This window comes from Streptomyces sp. NPDC098781, assembly GCF_044759995.1.
Classification (GTDB): domain Bacteria; phylum Actinomycetota; class Actinomycetes; order Streptomycetales; family Streptomycetaceae; genus Streptomyces.
This window is the reverse complement of record NZ_JBIWAK010000003.1, coordinates 109,419-132,036: the sequence shown is the minus strand read 5'-3', so window position 1 is coordinate 132,036 and position 22,618 is coordinate 109,419. Positions and strand designations below refer to the sequence as shown.

The 22,618-nt window shown below is 68.8% G+C and carries 22 protein-coding genes and 1 pseudogene; 12 read left to right on the top strand and 11 right to left on the bottom strand.

The window, feature by feature from the left end; translation table 11 throughout:
- Positions 1-1,216: 1,216 nt before the first annotated feature.
- Entirely contained in the window at positions 1,217-1,759 is a 543-nt protein-coding gene (locus ACIQWG_RS12515) for a hypothetical protein (protein ID WP_404093855.1), read from the bottom strand.
- Between the two features lie 229 nt (positions 1,760-1,988).
- Here ACIQWG_RS12515 and ACIQWG_RS12510 point away from each other — a divergent pair, with 229 nt between their 5' ends.
- A complete protein-coding gene (locus tag ACIQWG_RS12510) occupies positions 1,989-2,603 on the top strand; it encodes an SMI1/KNR4 family protein (protein ID WP_404093853.1) in 615 nt (204 codons plus the stop codon).
- A gap of 230 nt (positions 2,604-2,833) precedes the next feature.
- Positions 2,834-3,748, top strand: coding sequence for a S41 family peptidase (locus ACIQWG_RS12505; protein ID WP_404093850.1), 915 nt, complete (start codon positions 2,834-2,836; stop codon positions 3,746-3,748).
- A 175-nt stretch (positions 3,749-3,923) separates the two neighbouring features.
- On the opposite strand, the gene ACIQWG_RS12500 is transcribed toward ACIQWG_RS12505, so the two are convergent.
- The 5 genes from ACIQWG_RS12500 to ACIQWG_RS12480 form a co-directional block, all read right to left on the bottom strand.
- Complete coding sequence (locus tag ACIQWG_RS12500; RefSeq protein WP_404095811.1) at positions 3,924-4,811, bottom strand: Gfo/Idh/MocA family protein; 888 nt, start codon at positions 4,809-4,811, stop codon at positions 3,924-3,926.
- A 106-nt stretch (positions 4,812-4,917) separates the two neighbouring features.
- Positions 4,918-6,123, bottom strand: coding sequence for an ROK family protein (locus tag ACIQWG_RS12495; RefSeq protein ID WP_404093847.1), 1,206 nt, complete (start codon positions 6,121-6,123; stop codon positions 4,918-4,920).
- Positions 6,124-6,127: 4 nt separating this feature from the next.
- On the bottom strand, positions 6,128-6,994 hold the full coding sequence (locus ACIQWG_RS12490; RefSeq protein ID WP_404095808.1) for a carbohydrate ABC transporter permease: 867 nt from the start codon (positions 6,992-6,994) through the stop codon (positions 6,128-6,130).
- A gap of 11 nt (positions 6,995-7,005) precedes the next feature.
- Positions 7,006-8,022 carry a carbohydrate ABC transporter permease gene (locus tag ACIQWG_RS12485; protein ID WP_404093844.1) on the bottom strand — a complete coding sequence of 339 codons (1,017 nt, stop codon included), beginning with the start codon at positions 8,020-8,022 and terminating at the stop codon, positions 7,006-7,008.
- Positions 8,023-8,053: 31 nt separating this feature from the next.
- Positions 8,054-9,460, bottom strand: coding sequence for an ABC transporter substrate-binding protein (locus ACIQWG_RS12480; protein WP_404093841.1), 1,407 nt, complete (start codon positions 9,458-9,460; stop codon positions 8,054-8,056).
- A gap of 130 nt (positions 9,461-9,590) precedes the next feature.
- On the opposite strand from ACIQWG_RS12480, the gene ACIQWG_RS12475 reads away from it, so the two are divergent.
- The 4 genes from ACIQWG_RS12475 to ACIQWG_RS12460 are packed head-to-tail and all read left to right on the top strand — an operon-like array spanning position 9,591 to position 14,726.
- Positions 9,591-10,637 carry a zinc-binding alcohol dehydrogenase gene (locus tag ACIQWG_RS12475; RefSeq protein WP_404093838.1) on the top strand — a complete coding sequence of 349 codons (1,047 nt, stop codon included), beginning with the start codon at positions 9,591-9,593 and terminating at the stop codon, positions 10,635-10,637.
- Positions 10,638-10,648: 11 nt separating this feature from the next.
- Entirely contained in the window at positions 10,649-11,449 is an 801-nt protein-coding gene (locus ACIQWG_RS12470) for a sugar phosphate isomerase/epimerase family protein (protein WP_404093835.1), read from the top strand.
- Positions 11,446-12,801: an MGH1-like glycoside hydrolase domain-containing protein gene (locus ACIQWG_RS12465; protein WP_404093832.1), complete on the top strand. Its 1,356-nt coding sequence runs from the start codon at positions 11,446-11,448 to the stop codon at positions 12,799-12,801. The genes ACIQWG_RS12470 and ACIQWG_RS12465 overlap by 4 nt, the downstream gene beginning before the upstream one ends.
- Complete coding sequence (locus tag ACIQWG_RS12460) at positions 12,798-14,726, top strand: glycogen debranching N-terminal domain-containing protein (RefSeq protein ID WP_404093829.1); 1,929 nt, start codon at positions 12,798-12,800, stop codon at positions 14,724-14,726. Before ACIQWG_RS12465 ends, ACIQWG_RS12460 begins: the two co-directional genes overlap by 4 nt.
- 34 nt (positions 14,727-14,760) lie before the next feature.
- Here the strand turns inward: ACIQWG_RS12460 and ACIQWG_RS12455 are convergent, their stop codons facing one another.
- Positions 14,761-15,252 carry a flavin reductase family protein gene (locus ACIQWG_RS12455; protein ID WP_404093826.1) on the bottom strand — a complete coding sequence of 164 codons (492 nt, stop codon included), beginning with the start codon at positions 15,250-15,252 and terminating at the stop codon, positions 14,761-14,763.
- A 101-nt stretch (positions 15,253-15,353) separates the two neighbouring features.
- Here ACIQWG_RS12455 and ACIQWG_RS12450 point away from each other — a divergent pair, with 101 nt between their 5' ends.
- Positions 15,354-15,845, top strand: coding sequence for a DUF2975 domain-containing protein (locus tag ACIQWG_RS12450; protein ID WP_404093824.1), 492 nt, complete (start codon positions 15,354-15,356; stop codon positions 15,843-15,845).
- On the top strand, positions 15,845-16,102 hold the full coding sequence (locus ACIQWG_RS12445) for a helix-turn-helix domain-containing protein (protein WP_404093821.1): 258 nt from the start codon (positions 15,845-15,847) through the stop codon (positions 16,100-16,102). Before ACIQWG_RS12450 ends, ACIQWG_RS12445 begins: the two co-directional genes overlap by 1 nt.
- Here the strand turns inward: ACIQWG_RS12445 and ACIQWG_RS12440 are convergent.
- Both ACIQWG_RS12440 and ACIQWG_RS12435 read right to left on the bottom strand, forming a co-directional pair.
- Entirely contained in the window at positions 16,008-17,432 is a 1,425-nt protein-coding gene (locus ACIQWG_RS12440; RefSeq protein ID WP_404093818.1) for an MATE family efflux transporter, read from the bottom strand. The genes ACIQWG_RS12445 and ACIQWG_RS12440 overlap by 95 nt on opposite strands.
- A 98-nt stretch (positions 17,433-17,530) precedes the next feature.
- Positions 17,531-17,998, bottom strand: a complete 468-nt coding sequence (locus ACIQWG_RS12435; RefSeq protein ID WP_404093815.1) for a hypothetical protein — start codon at positions 17,996-17,998, stop codon at positions 17,531-17,533.
- Between the two features lie 157 nt (positions 17,999-18,155).
- On the opposite strand from ACIQWG_RS12435, the gene ACIQWG_RS12430 reads away from it, so the two are divergent.
- From ACIQWG_RS12430 to ACIQWG_RS12420, 3 genes and pseudogenes are all read left to right on the top strand, one after another.
- Complete coding sequence (locus ACIQWG_RS12430) at positions 18,156-19,157, top strand: hypothetical protein (protein WP_404093812.1); 1,002 nt, start codon at positions 18,156-18,158, stop codon at positions 19,155-19,157.
- 86 nt (positions 19,158-19,243) lie between these two features.
- Positions 19,244-20,191: a MerR family transcriptional regulator gene (locus ACIQWG_RS12425; RefSeq protein ID WP_404093809.1), complete on the top strand. Its 948-nt coding sequence runs from the start codon at positions 19,244-19,246 to the stop codon at positions 20,189-20,191.
- Positions 20,179-20,409: pseudogene (locus tag ACIQWG_RS12420) on the top strand (M15 family metallopeptidase); the annotation flags it as partial. The gene ACIQWG_RS12425 and the pseudogene ACIQWG_RS12420, both read left to right, overlap by 13 nt.
- Before the next feature lie 52 nt (positions 20,410-20,461).
- On the opposite strand, the gene ACIQWG_RS12415 reads toward ACIQWG_RS12420, so the two are convergent.
- Positions 20,462-21,418, bottom strand: coding sequence for a helix-turn-helix transcriptional regulator (locus ACIQWG_RS12415; protein WP_404093807.1), 957 nt, complete (start codon positions 21,416-21,418; stop codon positions 20,462-20,464).
- Between the two features lie 187 nt (positions 21,419-21,605).
- Here ACIQWG_RS12415 and ACIQWG_RS12410 point away from each other — a divergent pair, with 187 nt between their 5' ends.
- Positions 21,606-21,929 carry an ANTAR domain-containing protein gene (locus ACIQWG_RS12410; protein ID WP_404093804.1) on the top strand — a complete coding sequence of 108 codons (324 nt, stop codon included), beginning with the start codon at positions 21,606-21,608 and terminating at the stop codon, positions 21,927-21,929.
- Between the two features lie 77 nt (positions 21,930-22,006).
- On the opposite strand, the gene ACIQWG_RS12405 is transcribed toward ACIQWG_RS12410, so the two are convergent.
- Complete coding sequence (locus ACIQWG_RS12405) at positions 22,007-22,558, bottom strand: hypothetical protein (protein WP_404093802.1); 552 nt, start codon at positions 22,556-22,558, stop codon at positions 22,007-22,009.
- Positions 22,559-22,618 lie beyond the last annotated feature (60 nt).

The window sequence follows — 22,618 nt, the reverse complement described above, 5'->3', positions numbered from 1 at the left end:
TAGGCGTTGCTGGAGGGTCAGGCAGATTTGATCGGTCAGCTCGGATCCGAACCGGTGAGCGCCTTCCCGTGCCGCAACTTGCATTTCCCTCTAGTGAATGCAAGACAGGGTTGCGGACAGGAAGAAGGGCGTGCTTCACTTAGTCCAATCCCGCTGAGTGGATGCCATGGCTAACGCATCCGACGAGCCGATTTCGTAGACAGTTGGAAGAAACACCGAAGTGTCCGCGCCGGACATCCGGAGCGCTCTGATGGGTCGACAGGTGTCCACTGCATGAGGTATTATTAGCGAAGAACGAAGACGAGGCGCGCACAAGTCGTGAGGCGTGTCTCGCAATGATGTGTCGTGTAACTGCCGGAGGTGAGCACCCTCCGGCAAAAATATGCCCAATTTAGACTACGGAGAGTGACTAATCAACGACAGATGGCTATGAGAGAAGGGATAATGCAGGTCAGAGTGATGGACATGGGAGTCAAGAGAGGTGGAGGAGGTCGCGAACGCTTCGTTTCGCGCGTATCGCCTACGGTGTGACAAGCGCTGTGGGCAACATCGTTAGGGTTATCAAGTTCTTCATGGAGCTGTGATATATCGCTGGTTTTGCATTTTTTGAGTGATGAGGGCCCATGGATTCCATGAGGCCCATTTGTATTTGTCTGAAAAGGTGCTCCTTTAAGGAAGGTGGAGGCTGTCAATGGTGGAACTCTGGAGGGAAGGTGAGGCTGCCATGCAAAAAGGGAACTTAAGGTTCTCTGAGGCAGTGGCAATTTAAGGCAGTGGCCGCCTTCGGTAATCGCGTGCGCGAGGCCAAGGGTGGCCGCCATGGTGGAGTTTGTCCGCTGGCCTGCGGGCCAGCGGCCGTCTGGCTGCGCCTTCAGTCAGGGCGAAGGAGAGGCAAGAGCGGCCGACGGCGGCCACTGCGATCCCGCACGGCAGGTCGGACACTTGCGACCTCGGCCAGGGTTTCGTAGTGGTCACTACCGCCCGCCAGGCTTCGGGCGAGCCCGCGCACATAGTCCAGGGCGCGGCCCAGCCGGTGCGCTGGGCGTGCCGCAGCGCGTCGCCGCGATACTGGCCGACACCGTCGGGGCCGCCGAGGAGGGCTGCCGTTGTCTCGCGGTCGAGTACGTGTCCGCGACCCGGCCCACAACGCGGCGAGTGCGGTGCACCGGACGCGGACGGCCTCGTACCAGGCCTGCCAAGGGTAAGCCCGTAATGATCAGAGATAGAGGAAGTCTTGGCCGGTGCCTGACCTTCTGATCCCCAAGGCTGCCAGCGATTTGTCGCGCTCCTCGCGTTGCTCGAACTCGTGAAGTGCCGCCAGTCCGACAGGCGGCAGGAGGGCCTTGACGTCGTCGATGACTTCTGCGAGAGACGTGCCGATCAGGGAAGCACTGTCATGGACGGCAGCGAGTACGAACAGATTGTCCCGGCGATCCTCGAGGAACCCTTCGGCCAGGGCAACAGCCACGGCCCCGCGTCGCAGGGCGTCGACGGAGCGGATGCGAACCGCTACCGATGCCATACGTTGCCCGTACGCGCTCAGAACCCCAGCGGCTCGTTCGCCCAGTCCATCGATCAGGGCCTGCCGAGTGGAGGCAGACCCTGCCACATAGGCCGTGACCACGGACTCGACCTCGGCATCCAGAGCGTGCGGGAGCTTGATCCTCAGATAGCCGTTGAAACGTCTGTCTCGCAAGACGGAGCTGCTGGCGGGCTCCCCGTCTCGCTCCTCGGCATGCCGATGGGCCAACGTAGCCACCCTTCTGTCTGTGGCCGGCCGGAAGGAGTTGCCGACTTCTCCGAGGGAGCATGCTGGGTCCTGGCAGGCTGTCTTCCGACGTGCCTTCTAGTGGGAACGCAAGGTACGCCTTCCCGCGCCACCGGACCATGGCGCTGCCACGGATGTGTCGGACCGAGGCCCGATCCTCGGATCCGCAGCAGGGGTGCCCCGCCGACCAGGGCAGACCCGACCTGGGCGAAGCCGCCCCATGGTCGCCGCGCTGAACTGGCATCATCGCAGGATGACTTCGTCGATATTCGGGTCGTGGATCCGTATTGAGGCGTGGCTCGCCCAGCGCGCGCCTGGCACGTTCGCTGCTCTAGCACCCCCGGCGGAGCGTTCGGCGATCGCTCAGGCTGAACAGTCGATCGGGCAGGCCTTTCCGGAGCCGTTGGTGGAGTCCTTGCTGCGGCACAACGGCATGGGCCACTGCGATCTGCTGCCACCTTTCTGGTCCCTGCTGGAGGTGGAGAACATCACCAGCGCCTGGCAGACACGGATGCGGATCTACGGAGATCAGCTTGCGGGAGCTGAGGAAGGCGACCCGGAGGGGGAGTACGGGCCGTGGTGGCATTCCCGGTGGATTCCCTTCGCCTTCGACGGCGCGGGGGACTACCTCGTCATCGACCAGCGACCCCACCGCCGCCGCGGACGGATCGGCGATGCCGATCACGAGACGGGATGCACCTTTTCGTCCCACCCCATGTGGGCGTCGCTGGCGGCTCTCCTCGATGCGACAGCTACGGCCCTGGAGACCGGCGAGGCGGTGGACGGCTACGTGCCTGTTGCAGTCGATGAGTATGAACTGGACTGGGACTTCTGAGCGTCGGGCCGTGGCGACCGCCTCGGTGACACCAAAAGATCTCCTGCGAGCCGCACGTGCCGTGCCGTACCACCTCAGAGTTAGGGTCATCAATTGCTCGACTGGATTGGCCGACTGGGGGGCGCATGGTTCTGGGGCATTCGCTGCGTTCGAAGGTTGCTGGGTTGGTGTTGGTTCTCGCTGTCGGGCCCGGGTGCTCGGGAGCGAACGCGTCACCTCCAGGGGTGGGAATGTCTGACGAGGCTCGGTCCTACCTGTCCACCGCGTTGACCGTCATGGAGGACAACGCACTTCGCCGCGACGATGTCGACTGGGCTGAGGCACGGCGAACAGCCTTCACCGAGGCCGGCGGCGCGCGCCGTCCTGGCGATACCTATCGGGCCATTGAGGCAGCCCTGGGCAGATTGGGAGACGGGCACAGCGCCTTCTACGACCCGAAGAGGGCGAAAAAGCTGTACGGAGACGAGCAGATCCGCAACCCTGTGGACGGGCGGGCGCTGGCCGGCCGCATGGGGTATCTGTCGCTCCCTGGCGTCCAGGGATCTGAGAAGGTCCTTGAGCAGTACGTTCGGGAGGGGCGAGATGCCGTGGCGACGGCCAACCGTCCGAACGCCTGCGGCTGGGTGATCGACCTCCGCCGCAACCGCGGTGGCAATATGTGGCCGATGCTTGCCGTCGTAGGACCGATCCTCGGTGAGGGCGACGTCGGGTCGTTCGTCGATGCGGACGGCGAGAAGACGGTGTGGTCCATTGATAAGGGCAGCCCTCGTCTGGACGGTGAATCCACCGGCTGGGGAACGAGTCCTCCCGTAGGCCGCGGATCAGCCCCTGTTGCGGTGCTCACCAGCCGTTCCACCGCCAGTTCCGGTGAGGCGGTGACTGTGGCCTTTCGCGGGCGACCTGATACGCGCTCCTTCGGCGAGGACACAACAGGCGTCCCAACCGGCAACGAACAGCATCGCCTGTCCGACGGGGCGGTCCTCAACCTGACGGAGGTGATGGATGCCGACCGCACGGGACGTACATATGAGAGCCCCATTCCGCCCGACCAGCCAGTCGTCCACAACCTCGGGCGCGGCGGAAGCAAGGATCCCGTCCTGGAAGCGGCGACGGAATGGTTGTCCGAGCAGCCCGGCTGCGCGTAGGCGGTCTGGTGATCAGCTGAGCGGTGCGGATGAGGGGCGAGCGCCGCTGGGGCGCGGGATCTGCCGCTGCCGAGCCAAGCGCGACGCGACCTCCTCGGCGGATCGCTGACGCACGTTCACTCCGGGCATCCTGGCCGGCGCAACACCACCTCACCCCTCCACCGCCCGTCCAACCTCAGCCGGACACCGCCCGATCAAGCAACGTCTGGAGATAAAGCCCGCGCCGCGCATCGAGCTCGGCAGGAGTGTGCGTGCGCACCGCCGTCGCGAAGTCGCGGCGCAGGACGGGCCAGCACTCCTCATGGTCGATGTCGGCCGTGTCGTAGACCAACGGCTCGGCGGCGCCGAAGAGTTCGACGCGGGTCAGGACGCGGGGCACGGCCACGGCGCCGGACAGGGACGCCTGGCTGACGGCTCCGTTTTCGTGTTCGCAGGTCAGCTCTATCCAGCGGCGTGGGTCGCCGGTACCGCGGACGTGGGCGATCGGGCCGATGGAGGCGTCGAGCAGGTCGAGCAGATGCGGGCCGAGGTCGAGCAGCGCACCGTGTTCGAGGCGCCAGCCCGTGGCGAAGTCGCCGCCGCGGAAGGCGCCGTGGAGGTAGCAGGCACGCGCGCCGGTCACGTCGAGGGCGCGGGCGGCCGCCAGGAAGGCGCGGGTGGTGGGGTGGTAGCGCTTGGTGAGGACGAGCTGTGAGATGACGCCGGCCTCGGCGATGGCGTCGGCGAGTCGGGTCGCCGCCTTCAGATCCGGGCCGAGCGGCTTCTCCAGCAGCAGTGCCTTGCCGCGCTCGGCGGCGCGGACGGCGAGGTCCGCCTGGACGGCCGGCGGAACGGCGAAGGCGACGGCCTCGCAGCGGTCGAGGAGTTCGTCGAAGTCGGCGGCGATCTGGGCGCCGTAGGGCGCGGCGGCCTGCTGCGCGGCCTCGGGGCGGCGGGCCCAGACGGCGGCGAGCCGAGTCTCCGGTCCGGCGGCGATCATCCGGGCGTGCATGGCCCGGGCCCAGGGGCCGGCGCCCACGAGACCGACCTCGACGGGCCGGTGTGTCCAGGGGGCGGTAGCCACAGGACCGACCTCGACGGTCCGATGGGTCGAGGTCGCGGAGGGTGGGGTGGTCACGGGTGGTCCTGTCTGTGCGGGAGGCCGCAACATGCGGGTGCGGCGGGCGCGGTCAGGCCCGGAGGCGGGAGTCCGCGCGGGCGGGGGAGTAGAGGAGGTCGACGACCATGGAGCAGGCGCCGATCAGGCCGGCGTGGTCGCCGAGGCGGGAGGTGACGATCTGGAGGTGTGCGGTGCTGCGGGGCATGGCGCGCTGGTAGAGCAGTTCACGCACACCGGTCATGAAGGGGACCCCGGCCAGGTCCCCGGCCAGCATGAGCACACCCGGGTTGAGCAGGGAGACGACGGTGACGAGGACCTCGCCGACGCGTCGGCCCGCGTCGCGGGCGAGCCGGAGGGCGTCCGGGTGGCCTTCGGCGAGCAGTCGACCGACGTCGGAGCCGGACGTGGCCTCCATGCCGAGGGCGGACAGTTCCTTCGCCAGCGCGCGCCCGCTGGCCACGGCCGCCAGGCAGCCGTGCGAGCCGCACATGCACAGCGCGTCGGGCCGGTCGTGGAGCCGGATGTGGCCGATGTCGCCGGCGCCGCCGTCGATGCCGCGGTAGACGCTGTTGCCCACCACGACACCGGCGCCGATGCCGGTGGACACCTTGACGAGCACGAACGCCGCACAGTCCCCGTGATTGGCCTGGTGCTCTGCGAGCGCCATGAGGTTGGCGTCGTTGTCGACGAAGACGGGGACGGGGCCGTCGTCCATGCAGGCACCGACGGAGGCGGCGTAAGCCTCCTGGAGCCGTTCCCGGATGGGCTGTTGGTCCCAGCCGGGCATGATCGGGGGCTCCACCACCCGGCCGGTCTCCCAGTCGACCGGGCCCGGGACCGAGAGGCCGATTCCGGCGATGTGCGTGGCCGCGACGCCGGCGGCGGTGATCAGTTCCGGGAACCAGCCTGCCAACTGGTCGAGCACCCGGTCCGGGCCGTCGTTGATGTCCAGGGGCGCGGTGTGTTCCGCGAGGATGGTTCCGGCGAGGTCGAGGACGGCGACACGGGCGTGCCGGGTCTCCAGGTCGACGGCGATCACCGACGCGTGCGTCGGGTCGAACACGATGCGCTCGGACGGTCGACCGCCGGTGGAGCTGCCGGTGGTGTGGCGCAGCCACCCGGCGCGGTTGAGCACATCGAGCCGCTGGCCGACGGTGGAACGGGACAGGCCGGTGACGCTCTGGAGGTCGGCACGGGTGTTGGCGCGGCCGCTGCGGATCAGGTGCAGCAGGTCGCCCGCGCTGACCTGGCTCGGCGTCGTCATCGGTTCCCCCATGGTTTCAGCTCTTGTCGGCGCCGCTGGTCAGTCCCTCGGTGAGGAGACGTTCGGCGGAGAAGAACAGGAGTACCACGGGGATGGTCAGGACCACGGAACCCGCCATCAGGATCGTCTTGGGCACCTCGATGCCGTTCGCGAGCTGGGCCAGCCCCAGGGAGACGGTCCACTTGTCGGGGTCGGCGGCCAGGAACAGCAGCGCGAACAGGAACTCGTTCCAGGCGATCATGAACACGTACAGACCGGTCGCCATGAGCGAGGGCAGGGCGAGCGGCAGGATCACCTTGCGGACGGTCTGGAGCCTGGTGCAGCCGTCCAGGGCCGCGGCCTCCTCGACCGAGGCGGGGATGGTGACGAGGTAGTTCTTCAGCATGTAGATCGACACCGGCACGGTCTGGGCGACGTACACGATGGCGAGTCCTACGAGGCTGGAGGACAGGTGCAGCTTCGCGAAGACGACGAACAGCGGGACGGCCAGCAAGGTCGCGGGGAAGAGGTACACGGCCAGGAACAGGGCGCTGACCTGGCGGTGGCCGAAGAACTTCAGACGGCTGATCGCGTACGCGCCGGGCACGGCCGCCAGCAGGGTCAGGGCGACGGTGCCGAGCGAGACCAGCGCCGAGTTGACGAGGAACTTCACGAAGCCCTGCCCGCCGGCGTCGGTGGAGCGCAGCACGTCACGGTAGGTGGTCAGCGTGAAGTCCTTGGCGGAGATCCACAGGGAGCCGGGGTCCAGCAGCAACGCGTCGATGGGCTTCAGCGACAGCAGCAGCATGTAGTAGAAGGGCAGCAGGGTGATCACCGCGAGGAACGCGATGACGACCCAGCGCAGCACGCCGAACAGTCTGTCCTCGAACTGAGCCCGCGTCAGGGCGGCCTTGCTCACGACTCCTCCTGCACCTTGTTGGCGAAGAACTTGAAGTAGAGGCCCAGCAGGACCATCAGGACGACGGCCAGGACCAGGGCCTGGGCGGCGGCCGCTCCCACGTCGTAGCGGGCGGTGAGGAAGTCGTAGACCCGCACGGCGGCGACATCGGTGCCCGCGCCGCCGCCCGTCAGCAGGTACACGTCGTCGAACTTGTTGAAGGTCATGATGAACCGCAGCACGCACAACAGCGCGATGACGGGCATCAACTGCGGCAGCAGGATGTGCCGGAAGCGCTGGGTCAGCGTGGCGCCGTCGACCGTGGCCGCCTCCTCCAGCGTGTCCGGTACGGCCTGGAGGCGGGCGAGGATGAACAGGAAGGCGAAGGGGAAGTAGCGCCAGCACTCGAAGGCGATCACCGTCAGCAGGGCCAGCGGAATGCTGAAGTGGGCGCCGAGGAAGCTGACGTCGTACTCACGGGTGGACAGGAAGGCGATCGGGTCGTCCCAGCCGAACAGGCGCCGGCCCCAGTCGTTGACGATGCCGTACTGCGGGCTGAGCGCGACCTCCCAGACGAAGGCGACGGCCACCACGGGGGCGACGTAGGGCAGCAGCATGGCCGCGCGCAGCAGTCCCCGGCCCTTGAAGGGCTTGCGCAGGGCGAGGGCGGCGACCAGTCCCAGCAGGATGGAGCCGGCGGTGGAGCCCGCCGTGTAGAGCAGCGTCGTGGACAGGCTGGACCAGAAGCCGGCGGAGTCGAAGACCTGGGCGAAGTTGTCCCAGGTCCAGTTCCCGAACAGGCCCATGCCCTGGATGTCGACGAGCTTGGCGTGCTGGAAGGCGAGCAGCACGGTCCAGGCGATGGGCAGGACGACCACCACGAGGACGACGACGAACGTGGGGGAGACGAAGGCGAGCCCGGCGCGGCTCGCGCGGCGGCTGGCGGTCATCGGCCGGCGGCGGGATGCAGGGGCGTCCGGCGGCGGCAGGTCGGGTGTCCGGCGCGGCGGTGCGCCGGAGGGGGCTGTGGTCATGGTGAGACTTTCGTGACGGGCAGGCACGCGGCTACTGCAAGGACTTCTTCAGGGCGGCGACCTCGTCGTCGGCTTCGCTCGCCGCCTCGGAGGGGGAGATCTGTCCACTGGTCATGGCGCCGATGGCCTTCGGTACGGGTAGTTCGCCGTTGGTGGCGCCGACGAGGGCTCCCTCGCCCTGGGTGATGCCCCAGCGGCGCATGTCGCTGACGCCGTCGGCGAGTTGGTTGAGCAGGCGAGCGGGATAGACCTGGTCGAACGGCTTCTTGGTGTCGACGCCGATCTCGCTGTGCCGCCAGGCGTCGAGGTAGCGCTCGGGCTGCGCGGCCGTACCCTGCCGGACGGGGATCTTGCCCTCGGGCGCCATGCCGAACCAGGACTCGTAGCCGCTGCCCATCATGTACTCGATGAACTCGCGGGAGGCGGCCGTCTCCGCGGTCTTGGTGGTCACCCACGAGGTGATCTCGCCGAACTGGGCGGGCTCGGCGGCGTCGGGTCCCTTCAGCGCGGTGACGATGCCGCTGTTGTCCGACAGGTATCCCGCATCCTGCTTGCACTGGGGGCAGCTGGGCAGGGCGTCCTTGCGCAGACCGGCGAGTTCGTCGAGCAGGAACGACGACCAGATCATCATGGATGATCTGCCCGCGAAGTAGGTGGCGCGGGTGGAGTCCACCGTCTGCGTCCCGGCCGCGCCGTAGTCGCGAGCCAGCTGGTCGTAGGTGCGGAAGGCGGTCTCGCACTGCGGGGACTTCAGCGCGACGGCGTGGGCGTCGTCGACGAGCTGGCAGTCGTTGGCGAGGGCGAGGCTCTCGAAGCTCTGGGAGGTGAAGACGTCTCCGGGGTCGGTGGCCGCGGAGATGCCGTAGTTGCCCTTGGCGGTGAGCGCCTTGGCGGCGGCCACCGTACGGGCGTAGGTGTCCGGCGCGGCCAGGTTCTCGCGGTCGAGTTGGTCCTTGCGGTAGACGAGCAGCTGGAGCCAGGCGTCGGACGGCACGCCCAGGCTCGTGGTCCCGTCCGACGTCAGGTCGAGCGCGTTGGCGTTGAAGGTGCCGCGGCCGAGCTCGTCGATGATCCGCCGGGGCATGTCCGTGTTGAGCAGGCCGTTGCTGTACATCTGCCAGACCTGGCCCATGGGAGCCGCGCCGATCACGTCGGGCAGGGTGCCCGAGGCCGCGGCGGACATGATCAGCTGGGGCATCTGGCCCTCGTCGACGCCGACGAGTCGGACCTTGATGCCGGTCTTCTTCTCGAACCCGTCGATGATCTTCTGGGTGACCGCGATGCGGTCGGGGAGGTTCTCCTGGGACCAGACGGTGATCTCCCGGTCGGCTCTGCCGGGCCCGGTGCTGCCGCTGCCGCAGCCCGTGAGCAGCCCGAGTCCCAGGGCTGCGGTGAGGCCCACCGCGGTCATCCGTGACCGCCGGCTCTTGGTGCGCATTGCGTGTCCTCGTTCCGACTTACGTCTACTGGCAACGCATCACAGCATCACTTTTGCTGGTTGACAAGACATAAGTCGGAGCTATTGTCGACGCAACCCGCATTCGCACCCGCATCGTTACGGAGCCTCCGTGGAACGCGTCGTCCAGTTCACCGCCCCTCGCCAGGTGGAGGTCGCCGAGCACGCCCCAGCCGAACTGCCCCCCGGGCACCTGCGTGTCCGCACCCGCTACTCGGGCATCTCCGCCGGCACCGAGCTCACCGCCTACCGCGGCACCAACCCCTACCTGACCAGGACCTGGGACCCCGAGGAGCGGCTGTTCCACGACGGAGCGGCCGGCATCCAGTACCCCGTGGCGGGCTGGGGCTACTCCGAGGTCGGCGAGGTCGTGGAGATCTCACCGGAGCTGTCCGGCACACCCGGCCTGCCCGCGCCCGGCGACCTGGTCTGGGGCATCTGGGGCCACCGCAGCGAGGGCATCGTCCCGGCCGAGCGCATGATCGGTCACACCCTGCCGGCCGGGCTGGAGCCGCTGGCCGGAGCCTTCGCCCGCGTCGGCGCCATCGCCTACAACGCCGTCCTGGCCGGCGACATCCACCTCGGCGAGGACGTCGCCGTGTTCGGGCAGGGCGTCATCGGCCTGCTCACCACCCGCCTCGCCCAGCTCAGCGGCGCGCGCGTCACCGCCGTCGACGCACTCGACGGCCGTCTGGAAACCGCCAAGCGCCACGGCGCCCACCACACGCTCAACGCCCGCACCGACCAGGTCGCCGAACGCATCCGGGAGGCCACCGCCGGCCTCGGCGCCGACCTCGCCATCGAGATCAGCGGCGCCTACCCCGCCCTGCACCAAGCCCTGCGCTCCGTCGCCGTCGGCGGACGCGTCGTCGCCTCCGGCTTCTACCAGGGCGACGGCATCGGCCTGCGCCTGGGAGACGAGTTCCACCACAACCGCGTCCAGCTGATCTGCTCCCAGATCGGCGGCGTGCCCCCGCAGCTGTCGCACCGCTGGAGCGTCGAGCGCCTCCAGCAGACCTTCCTGCGGCTGGCCGCCGAAGGCCAGGTGGATGTGACCTCCCTGGTCAGCCATGTCGTCCCGGCCGCCGACGCCGCCGACGCCTACGTACTGCTCGACGAGCGTCCCGCCGACGCGCTCCAGGTCGTCCTGGAATTCTGAAAGGCCCCCACATGCTCAACATCGCCGCACAGGAACAACTCCTGCCCGGAGACACCCTCCAGGCCAAATGGGAGTTCGCCCAGCAGGCCGGATACGACGCCATCGAGCTGCGCGCCAAGGGCGACTTCCACTTCGCCTCCCGCCTGGAGGAGCTGAAGCGGGCCCGCAAGGACGGCGTCGTCATGCCGACGGTGTGCGTGGACATGCTGCACTTCTTCGGCGCCTTCGACGAGGAGCTGCGCCGTGACGCCCTCGCGCAGATGAAGTCGCAGCTCACCGTGATGGCCGAGATCGGCGGCGTCGGCGCCCAGACGCCCGCCTCCTACGGGATGTTCTCGCGCCGCCTGCCCCCGTTCGAGCCGCCGCGCTCGGAGGAGGAGGACCGCGAGGTGCTGCTCACGGGACTCGCGGAACTGGGCGAACACGCCCGCAAGGAAGGCGTGACCCTCTTCCTCGAACCGCTCAACCGCTACGAGGACCACATGGTCAACCGCCTCGAGCAGGCCGCCGACCTGATCCGCGCCACCGGTCTGGACTCGATCAGGATCGGCATCGACAGCTACCACATGAACATCGAGGAGAGTGACCCCGCCGCCGCGATCCTGGCCCACGCCGACGTCATCGGACACGCCCAGGTGTCCGACTCCAACCGCTTCCAGCCCGGAGCCGGCCACCTCGACTGGCCGGCCTGGCTCGGCGCCCTGCACACCGTCGGCTACGACGGCCACCTCGCCCTCGAATGCCGCCTGACCGGCGACGCCACCCAGGCCGTCGGCGCCGTTCCCGCCTTCCTCAAGAGGTCCGGCGCGTGACGGCGATCCTGAAGCGGCCCGCGCCCACCGCGCCCAGCCCCCTGACACTGCGGCGCGGTGCGGCGCGGGTCCTGCTCGACAACTGGACCGACACGTCCACCGTCCCCTCCCGGACCCTCTACCCCCACCAGTGGAGCTGGGACTCCGCCTTCATCGCCATCGGACTGCGGCACCTGTCGGCGCGCCGCGCCCAGCGCGAACTGGAGTCCCTGCTGTCCGCACAGTGGGCGGACGGACGAATACCGCACATCGTCTTCAACCCCGCCCTGCCCCTCGACGCCTACTTCCCGAGCCCCGACTTCTGGCAGTCGTCCAGCGCGGGCCGCACGGCGGGCGCACCGGCGATGCCCGAGACCTCCGGGATCGTCCAGCCCCCGGTACACGCTCTCGCGGCCTGGCTCGTGCACCGGGCCGACCCCGAGCTCTCCGAGCGCCGCGGCTTCCTCGCCCGGATCCACCCGCGGCTGGTGGCCTGGCACGACTACCTCCTGACCCGCCGCGACCTCGGCGGCCAGGGCCTCGCCGCCGTCGTGCACCCCTGGGAGCCCGGCATGGACAACAGCCCCTGCTGGGACCGGGCGCTCACCCGCGTGGAACCCGCCGACCCGGCCCTGTTCCACCGCGCCGACCTGGACCACGGCCACCCCGCCGACCGCCCCACCGACCTCGACTACGGCCGCTATGTGCGCCTGGCCACCGACTACCGCGAAGCCGGCTACGACGACCGCACCGCGCGGCACGGCTTCGCGATGGAGGACCCCGCGTTCAACGCGCTGCTGATCGTCAGCGAGCTCGCCCTCGCCGACCTGTCCCGGCAGCTGAACCGACCGGACCAGCCGCACCGGGCACGCGCCGCCGACCTCACCCGCCGGCTCGTCGCACGGCTGTGGGACCAGCGGGCCGGCCAGTTCATGGCCCGGGACCTGACCACCGACACACTGGTCCCCGAACGCTCCGTCACCGGCCTGATCCCCCTGATCGTCCCGCACCTGCCCCGCGACCTCGTCGACCAGCTGAACGCCACCCTCACCGGCGCCCACTTCTCCGCGCCGGGCACCCGGCTCGTGCCCAGCTACGACCTGACCGGCCACGCCTTCGACCCCACGCGGTACTGGCGCGGCCCGGCCTGGTTCAACACCGCCTGGCTCATCCACCGGGGCCTGCGCACCCATGGCCTGCACACCCAGGCCCGCCGGCTCCGCAGCGGCTTCCTGTCCGACGCGGGCCGGTCGGACTTCGCCGAGTACATCGACCCGACCACCGGCGTCGGCCGCGGCGCACGCCAGTTCTCCTGGACCGCCGCCCTCACCCTGGACCTGCTGTGCGCCCCCGACGAGGAGCCCGAATCATGACCACGGCCGGCGACCACGTACAACTGGTCCGCGACGCCACCTTCGTCCACCTCCAGCCCGACGGGAACATCGGCCCCCGCCACGGAACCGTCCCGGGCGGCATGTTCCTGCGCGACGCCCGCCACCTCAGCCACTGGCACCTGACCGTCGACGGCGCCGCCCCGCTCACCCTGATCCCGGCCGAGACCGAAGGGGACGACACGGCCACCTGCGCCCTGACCCCACCGGGCACCCGGGACAGGCCCCCCGCCTACACCCTCTTCCGCCGACAAACCGTCACGGCGGGAACGCTCACCGAACACCTGCGCCTGGTCAACAACCTCCCCGAGGCCGTCACCGCCCGCCTGGACATCACCGTGGACGCCGACTTCGCGGACCTGTTCGAACTGCGCGGCGACGACCGCGCGTACGACAAGAGCGACGGCCGCCGCGAAGTCCAAGCCGGTGACGACACCGTGCGCTTCGACTACCGGCGGGCGGACTGGCACTCCCGGACCACCCTCACCTGCCGCCCCGCCCCCGACACCGTCGACGCGGACGCGAAAGCTCCGGAGTCGACCGCCCGCACCCTCACCTGGCACCTCCGCCTGGAGAGCCACGGACAAGCCGAACTCGACGTGACCGTACGAGCACACCCCCACGGCCTCCCACCGCACACCCCGGCGGCGCCCCGCCCCTCACGTGGTGAGCGACCCGCTCCCCGCACCGACCTGGACCGCGCCTGCGAACAGGGCCTCGCCGACCTCGACCTGCTGACGATCGCGGCCACCGGCGTGGACGGCGAGGACGTGTTCGTCCCCGCCGCCGGCATCCCCTGGTTCCTCACCCTCTTCGGCCGCGACTCCCTGCTGACGTCGCACTTCCTGCTGCCGTACCGCCCAGGCACCGCGGCCGCCACCCTGAGCGCCCTCGCCGCCGTCCAGGGCGAGCGCCACGCCGCCGCCGGAGAACAACCGGGACGCATCGTCCACGAGACCCGCCACGGCGAACTGGCCCACTTCCGCCAGGTCCCCTACGGGCGCTACTACGGCACGGTCGACGCCACACCCCTCTTCCTGACCCTGCTCCACGCCCACCACGAGACCACCGGCGACCCCACGTGGGCCACCCGACTGGAGCGGCACGCCCGGAAAGCCGTCGACTGGATGTTCACCGACGGCGGCCTGGACGACCACGGCTACCTGACCTACACCCCCGACCCCGACGGCCTGCTCAACCAGAACTGGAAGGACTCCGAGGGCGCCGTCTGCTTCACCGACGGCACCCAGGCCGAAGGGCCGATCGCCGTCTGCGAGGCCCAGGGCTACGCCTACGACGCCCTCGTACGCACCGCCCAATTGGCGCGGCACATCTGGGCGGACGACCCCTACGCCCGCCGCCTGGAGGAGGAGGCCGACCGCCTGCGCCGCCGCTTCCTGACCGACTTCTGGATGCCGGGGGCCGACTTCCCGGCGCTGGCGCTGGACGGCAGCGGCCGCCAAGTGGACGCCCTGGCGTCGGACGCGGGGCACCTGCTGTGGTCGGGCATCCTCGACGACGAACACGCACGACGCGTCGGCCGACGCCTGCTGGAGCCGGACTTCTTCTCGGGCTGGGCGATCCGCACCCTGGCGGCCGGGCAGAAGCCCTACCACCCCCTGTCCTACCACCGCGGCAGCGCCTGGCCGCACGACAACGCGGTCATCGCCCTGGGCCTGGCCCGCCACGGCCTCGCCGACGAACTGGCCACGCTCACCGAGGGCCTGGTCGCGGCCGCCACCCACCACGGCTACCGCCTCCCCGAGGTCCTCGCAGGCTACGACCGCTCCGTAACACCCCAGCCGGTTCCCTACCCCCACGCATGCTCACCCCAGGCATGGGCGGCAGCCACACCCCTCGCCCTGCGGACGGCACGCCGTAGCGGAACGGTGCCGCGGCCGGCGTGAAAAGCTGCGGCACAGGACGCTCGATCGCGGCGCCCTATTCGACCGGATGCCCGGGGCTGATCGAGCGCACGTCACCGAGCCGCAGGATGGGCTGACCGTCGGCCTTGCCCCGCTCGCCGCTCCGCACGGGGTCCAGGACGAAGCCGACATGGTCGCCCCCCTCGCATTGCTGCTCGACCCTGCCGACGAACCATGCGCACGCGTCCCGCAGCACGGCGGCACCACCGTGCCCGCGGACCCAACTGGCGCGGGCGAATTTGTCCACCCGGTGGCCGGTCTCGCCACCGAACAACTCGGCCAGCTCGTGCTCGTCCGGGGTGAGCAGATGTACGGCGAGGAACTCGGCGTCACGGGCCACCTCATAGGTCCGGTTCACCTTCGACAGCCACACCATGAACCGCACCGGCCGGATCGAGCACTGCGAGGCGAACCCGACGAGACAGCCGGCGCGTTCGTCGCCGACGGTGGCCGTGACGACGTACATGTCGGGGTTGAGCCGGTCGGTGAACGCGTCCATGACCACCATGGTGGCGCATGGGCGGACCGCCCGGCATGTTTCAGCCCAGCACTTGCCCGACCTATCGATATTCGATAGATTCCCATCGTAGCTCGATGGGAGGACAGGTTATGGGAATGCTGGCAGTGCGCGCGCTGCGCGCCGTGCTGGTGGTGGTGCTCACCGGCACCGTGCTCGTACAGGCGTTGATGGTCTGGGTGTTGGTCAGTGGGAACGATCCGGAGGACGGTTCGCTCCCACTGACCGCGCTACGCCTGATCACGATCCTGGGCCTCGGGACGGCCCAGGTCGCCCTGGTCTGTGTATGGCGGCTGGTGACGATGGTGCGACGCGGAACCGTGTTCTCCGACGCCGCCTTCCGGTACGTGAACGGCATCATCGGCGCGATCGTAGGGGCCGCTCTCGTGTGGTTCGCGGTCACGGCCGTCAATGCGCCAGGCCAGCGGGAGGACCCGGGGGTCACCCTCATCATGGGCGGGATCGGCGTGGCCATCCTGGGAGTCGCGCTGATCGTGCTCGTGCTGCGGATGCTGCTTGAGCAGGCCGTCGCCCGCGATGTCGAAGCGGCCCAGATGCAGGCCGAGTTGGACGAGGTGATCTGATGCCGATCGCCGTCGACATCGACGTGATGCTGGCCAGGCGGAAGATGTCCGTGGGCGAACTCGCAGACCGCGTAGGGATCACGCCCGCCAACCTGGCGGTCCTCAAGAACGGCCGCGCCAAGGCGGTGCGCTTTGCGACACTCGCCGCGCTCTGCGAGGTGCTCAAGTGCCAGCCGGGCGATCTGCTTCGCTGGGAGGCCGAGGACATGGCGGGCGAAGGAGGGGATCGGGAAGTGTCGGTTCGCGGTCCCGGGTGAAGGTGCTGTGCCGGTAGAAGGAGTAGGCCTTGCTCACTGCTTGGAGGAGGTTGGCAAGGGTGAGAGCCGTCCACAGGGCGGCTAGCCCTCCGGCTGCGGCAACCGGGGCGGCGACGGCGGCCAGGACTCCGTAGCAGACGAAGGTCGACACGAAACTCGGCACGGTGCGCTTGAGACCGATGAGGCCGAAGCCGACGACTGCCTGGAGTGCGTCGGTCACGACCACGGCCAGTACCAGCGGCAGAAGGTCCGTGATCTGTGGCCGCACACCGACATCCTGGGTGAACAGCGGAACGACCCACGAACTCAGGACAATCACCGTCGTCGCGATGAACCCCACAACGACCAGAGCAAGCCACGTCCCCGCCCTGACGCTGCGCCGAATACGCGCGCTGTCATGCTGCGCCGCGTAGTCGGAGATCAGCGGGATGGTGGCCTGGCCGACCGCCACCGCAGCCGTGAAGATGAGGTTGACCAGGGAGATGCCGACGCTGTGCACCGCGGCGCTGTCCGTACCGATCCTGGCCGCCGCGAAGGTCAATACGCCGAGGACCGCGAACTTGACGAGCACGGTGCCGGCCAGCGGAATCCCCACGGTGCCCAATGCCCAGACCTGCTGCACGTCGGGCCGGCCCGGATACAGAGAGCGGCCGCGGAGCACGGTACAGCGGCGAATGGTCACCTGATTGACACAGGCACTGACCAAGCCGGAGGCGAGCATGGCGATGCCTGCCCCGGTCAGGCCGTAACTGGGCAGCGGCCCGGGACCACCCACCAAGAGGACGGACAGCGTGGTAGACGCGGCGGTTGCGAGCAGTCCGGCCCGCATCACCAACTTCGAATGACCCAGTGCAACCAGGACGGATGTGGCCGACGAGCTGACCGCGATGGCGAGCACGCTGCCCGCCAACAGAAGCGGAAAGATCCCCAGTTGGTCGAGGGTGGTACGGGGAACGCCTGCCGCTTGGCCGATCAGAGGAACGGACGCCACTGCCGCAGCGGCGATGCAGCCGACGGTGATCGCGAGCCACGTCCCGCTGCGCACCACGGGCAGGAGACGGTCAGGATCCGCCTTGCTCGGCGTGACGAACGGCATCACCCCGCGCAGCGCGCCCGCCACCGTGGCGGTAGCCGGGCTGAACACGGCCAGGGCGACGGCGAAGGCCGCGAGGGTGGCGGTGGCGTGGTTGCCGAGCAGCGCGGTGTCGACCAGAGCGCCGGCTGAGGCAGCGATCATCGTCAGGTACAGCGGGAGCGCTGCCGCCGCTATCTCGATCCACGTACTACGTCTGGCTGGTCCGGTCCCCTGACTGATCACGAGTTTGATCATCACACTGCGCGAGCGGCGGGTCAGCGGAAGTCGCGAACTCGCTCCTGCTACTGAACTTGGACGACTCGTGATGCCGGGCCCTCGCGGGCTGACATGCGTCAGATGTGGGCCCTGACTTGCTGCACCGGATGCCCGAGTGCGTCCCCGATGGCGCTCAATTCCTCCTCGCTGAACCAGATTCGCTCCGGGTTCCAGATGGCGATCTCGAAGCGGGCAAAACCACAGGGCCAGTCGTACTCCAGCGCGTCCAGCGAGGTCGCGGCCCCGCAGCAGGGAACCATCACGTCGAGGGTCCGGAAGCCGCTGTCGCAGTGCGCTTCGAGCAGGTCAGCCCACCACTCGGTGTCGATCGACCCGCCGCATCGGGGACAACCGATCTTCTGAAGGTTCTGACCACAGTCGACAACGGTGACTACGTGGTGCCAGGTGACGTCGATCTCGACGTCGACGCCGTCGGGGAGCCCGGGGGACAGGTCCTCCACGAGCGACGCAGCACGCTCCGCCGCGGCCGGCTCGGGCTGCCAGTGCGGGTCGGTCGGAATGACAGAGAGGACATCGTCACTCACGGGCTCACTCGATTCGTCAGGCGAAACCTCAGCCGGGCGACGGAATGCTACCGAGCGCGCCCTCGGGTGACGGGTCCTCCGGCCGACTCACGCCCAAGGGCGCTCTGTCAGTGCCGAGTGCTTCCATAACCTCCTAGGCATGTGAGAGGAGAAACGGATGACGCGTACGACGCCCCCGCGCCCTTTGGAACTGACCGCGGTGTTCCCGGAGTTGGCCACGATGTCGAGGAACGTCACTCGGCTGCATCCACGGTCGGGTTCACCCACCGTTGACGACAGTTCGGTCGGTGGCCCGCTGCTGTGGCCGCAGGACGAGCCGTGGCCGACCTGCACGCGGTCGCACGAGGTGTACGAGGTGGTGGAACTGGAGGCCCTACGAGCCGCACATCACGTCATGGTCGCCCGGTGGGCACGGTCGGAGGATGAACCGATCACGCCCGAGGAAGAGGCGATACATGACCGGAGCAGGCCGAAGAAGATCGCCAGCCCCTACACGGATCCGGTGCCGCTCCTGCCCGTGGCTCAGCTCTATGCTCGGGACGTCCCCGGCTTGCCCGTCCCCGATGGCGCGGACCTGCTCCAGATCTTGTGGTGTCCGTTCATCGACCACGAGGGCGATATCCCGGCCATCCACATGCGTTGGCGCTGTGCCGACGAGGTCACCGCCCGACTCTCGCCCTCGCCGGAGCCGACCGTGATCGAGCTGGACGACTACTGGCCCGCCCCCTGCGTCCTGCATCCGGAACAGGTGACCGAGTATCCGGCGCCCGACCAACTGCCCGATGCCGTGGCCGCGCGTGTGCACGCGTGGCAGGAGGAGACGGGGCATCATTACACCCACTTCGCGGTGGCTCCGGGCTGGAAGATCGGCGGCTGGGGTGCTGTCCCATCGGATGCACCCGACCAGGCCGACCCGCCGCGTTGTGAGTGCGGCACGGTGACCGAGCCCCTGTTCACTGTGGGGCTCAGTGAATGGAACGGGGACAACGAAGGCGGCTGGCGTCCGGTTGAGGATGCCGATGCCGATGACCGGCGAAGCTACCCACCGGCGGGGGACCCGACCCAGATCGAGCTGGGAGACGAACAACTGCAGATCTACCACTGCCCGGAATCCCACGAGCACCCGCCTGTGATCGTTCGGGTGTACCAAACGCTGTAGCGCGCCGGGGTGGGGCGCCGTCCGGTGTTCCCTCGCGAGCTCCGCGGACTTGAGTCTCCCGCAGGGGGAGACAGGAAGGTCGGCTCATGGAAGGCGGCACCCTGTTCTCGATCGGTGAACTGGCCCAGCGCACCGGGCTGACAGTAAAGACGATCCGGTTCTACTCCGATCGCGGCATCGTGGCGCCTGCCGACCGCACCCACGCCGGCTACCGACGGTACGCCCCGGAGTCCATCCCTCGCCTTGCCCTCGTGCGGACACTGCGAGAACTGGGACTTGGCCTCGAGGTGATCCGGCGGGTCGTGGATCAGGAGCTCACGCTCAGCGAAGTCGCCGCGGAGCACGCTTCGGCGCTGGACGCGCAGATCAGCATTCTGCGTCTGCGACGGGCGGTGCTGAGGGCCGCGTCCCGACGCGAGCCCACCCCCAAGGAGATGGAATTGATGCACCAGTTGGCCACACTGTCCGAAGCCGAACGCCGACACATGATGGACGACTTCCTCGACACCGTCTTCGACGGTCCGCACGGCGGCTCCCACTATGCGGCAGCTCGGCGTTCCATGACACCCGAGCTCCCTGACAACCCCACCGACGAACAGGTCAGGGCCTGGGTAGAGCTGGCCGAACTGTCCCTGGACCCGGACTTCCGCGCCAGTGTGCGACGCCTGACCGAAGACCACACGGCCGGCCTGCCGGACGACACCCCCACGCCACCTCGCCCGGACATGTTCGCCATCGCCCGTGACCTCGTAGGGCCAGCCATGGCGTCCGGCACGAGCCCGGATTCGCCCCAGGCCGCTTCTGTCGTCGCGGTGCTCACCGCCCGGTGCGCGCTCGCCCACGGCCGCCCCGATGACCCCGAACTACACCGATGGCTCCTGCACCGCCTGGAAGCCGCGAGCGATCCACGCAGAGACCACTACCTCCAACTGCTCGCGCTGATCAACGGCTGGCCGCCACCGGAACGACTCGCCCCGCTGATCGAATGGTCCGTCACGGCCCTGCGTCTACGGGCGGCTCCGGAACTCGGGTGAATGCCAGCCCGGAAGAGAGTGACGGCGCCTGTTACACGGACGCAGCCAACGTCAGCCGTGAAGCGCGGGCGAACCGGCGGGTGCTCGGTGACGCGCTGTCCGCTGCTGGCCTGGTGAACTATCCAACCGAGTGGTGGCACTGGTCCTACGGCGACCGCTACTGGGCCCTTGCCACCGCAGCCGACAGCGCGTTGTACGGCCCGCGGGAACTTGAATGAGCAGTAGGCGAGCAGCATGGTGTGACCCCAGCCCCAGCGCCAGGCCTCGCCCTCAGCCGTGCAGCGTGCGAGACGGGCTGGTGCCGTACATGTCCCGGTAGAGGGCGGAGAAGCGTCCGGGGTGCGGGAAGCCCCAGCGGGCGGCGATGGCGCCAACCGTGGTGTCGCCGCCCGGCCGCGCCTCCAGCAGATCGCGGTGGGCGTGGGCGAGGCGGACCCGGCGTACGTAGCCGAGGGGTGTGGTGTCGAGCTGGCGGCGGAAGGCGTACTGCAACGTGCGGACCGTGACATGGGCGGCGGCAGCGATCTCGGCGACGGTGATGGGCTGGTCCGCGTGGTCCTCTATGTAGGCGACGGCGCGTCTGAGGGTCGCCGAGTGGGCGTCGGCACGGTCGCGGGCGGTGGGATTGGTGCTCGCGTTGCTGGGGAACGCGGCGAGGACGCTCGCGGCCAGCAATTGGGTGCCGGCCGAGACGACCAGCGGTTCGGCCGCGGCGGTCTGGTCGCCCAGGACGTGGTCGCGCACGTAGATGATCGTGCGCTTCAGGCGCTCCGCCGCGGCCGGTGAGTGGGGCCGGTGCCCTGTGAGCCGGACGGGCTCCAGAAGCGGTTTTTCCGCGCTGGAGGCGACGTGGTCGAGCAGCCGGGGATCGAGCATCGTGATGTTGTACCGGGCTTCGCAGATCCGCCCCGCGTACGGCAGATCGTGGGGCGCGAACATCACGGCGTCGCCGGGGCCGAAGGCGTCCCGGACGCCCTGGAAGACATGGTCCTGGATGGTGCCCTCGTGAACGACGCACAGGCAGATCTTGCCGAGCGGGGCCACCGAGTACGTCATCTCGAAGTTCAGGTCGAGCTCGTCCACGCTCACGGACTCGGTGGCGTCCCGCCGCACACGCGCCCGGCTGGCCTCCGGTGTGCTGCTGCCGATCCTCATGTTGGCGTAGGCGCGGCAGAGGAACTCCTCGGTCTCTTCGAGGTCGTCACTGTCGAAGATCAACGAACCCATGAGGCCCTCCTGCCAGGAATCACGCTCACGAAACAGGTCCGGTGACGGATGCTACTCAGTCCCGCAGCCGCATTTCGTTTTCTGGACAGTCGGCCTGGTGACGATTCGCTGGGGGCACCCTCGCGCGCTCCCATCGGGGGCAGCGTGTCAGTAACGGCACGACTGACCTTCGAAAGAGTGTTTCGCCATGTCAGACCAGGTCGACAGCGACCAGACGATCGCGGCACTCCAGGAGGAGGTCGCGCAGCTTCGGCAGGCCGTTCTCTCGCACGCGATCGTCGACCAGGCGATGGGTGTGGTGATCGCGTATGGCGGGGTGCGTCCGGAGACGGCCTGGGATGTGCTCAAAGAGGTGTCGCAGAACACCAACATCAAACTGCGCGAAGTGTCGGAGCACATCGTGCGGTGGCCGCGCATCGGACGGCTGCCCGATGACTTGCGCCGCGCCCTCACCGCCGCGGTGACCCGCGCGGCGCCGGCCACCGAACCCCAACGGGCGAGCCACTCTTGACCACCTAGCGCAGCCGGCGGGTCGGCGATGCTGTTCAGGCCCGCCCGGCCATCGTCGGAGTACTGGCGGCGTGGTGCTCAGCCAGTGGTGCGTGAGGTGTTCAGGGACCGGGCGAAGTCGGCGAGTGCGTGGAAGTCGCTCTCCCGCAGGCCGATCCGTGGGTTGACGTGGTGGAGGAGCCCGGGCCCTTGGTGGTGGGCGGTCATGTACGTCTGATCCAACTCGCTCTGCTCGTCGTCCACCCAGGCGAATGGACGGCCGTTGGCGTAGTTCACCAGCGGTCCGGTCTTCCAGTGGACTCCATCGGGGCGTTCTCGGAGCAGGGCGTCGCCGAAGCCGACGAAGGGAAGTTCCGGAAGCCCGAGGACCGGTGCGATCCAACGGTTGGCGTCATCCAGCCAAGTGGTGGCCCAGCACAGCTCGAAGCCGAGTTGGAGCAGGATTCGTCCGTGCCCTGGGTTGAGCCAGACCCGCAGGGGGCGCCGTCGGGACGAGAGGCCCCTGTCGTCCCCCTGGGCGCCATTCTGGGGAACTCTGAGTGTGGTGTAGCCGTCGGGACGCCTCTCCGGCTTCGCCGCATAGGGGTTGAGCGGCCCGTCCACGTCGACGAACAGCAGTGGTCGGTTCACGTTTTCCCCCGGGTCTTGCTCATTGTGGACTGCCCCCGATCAGCGTAGCTCTGCCCATTG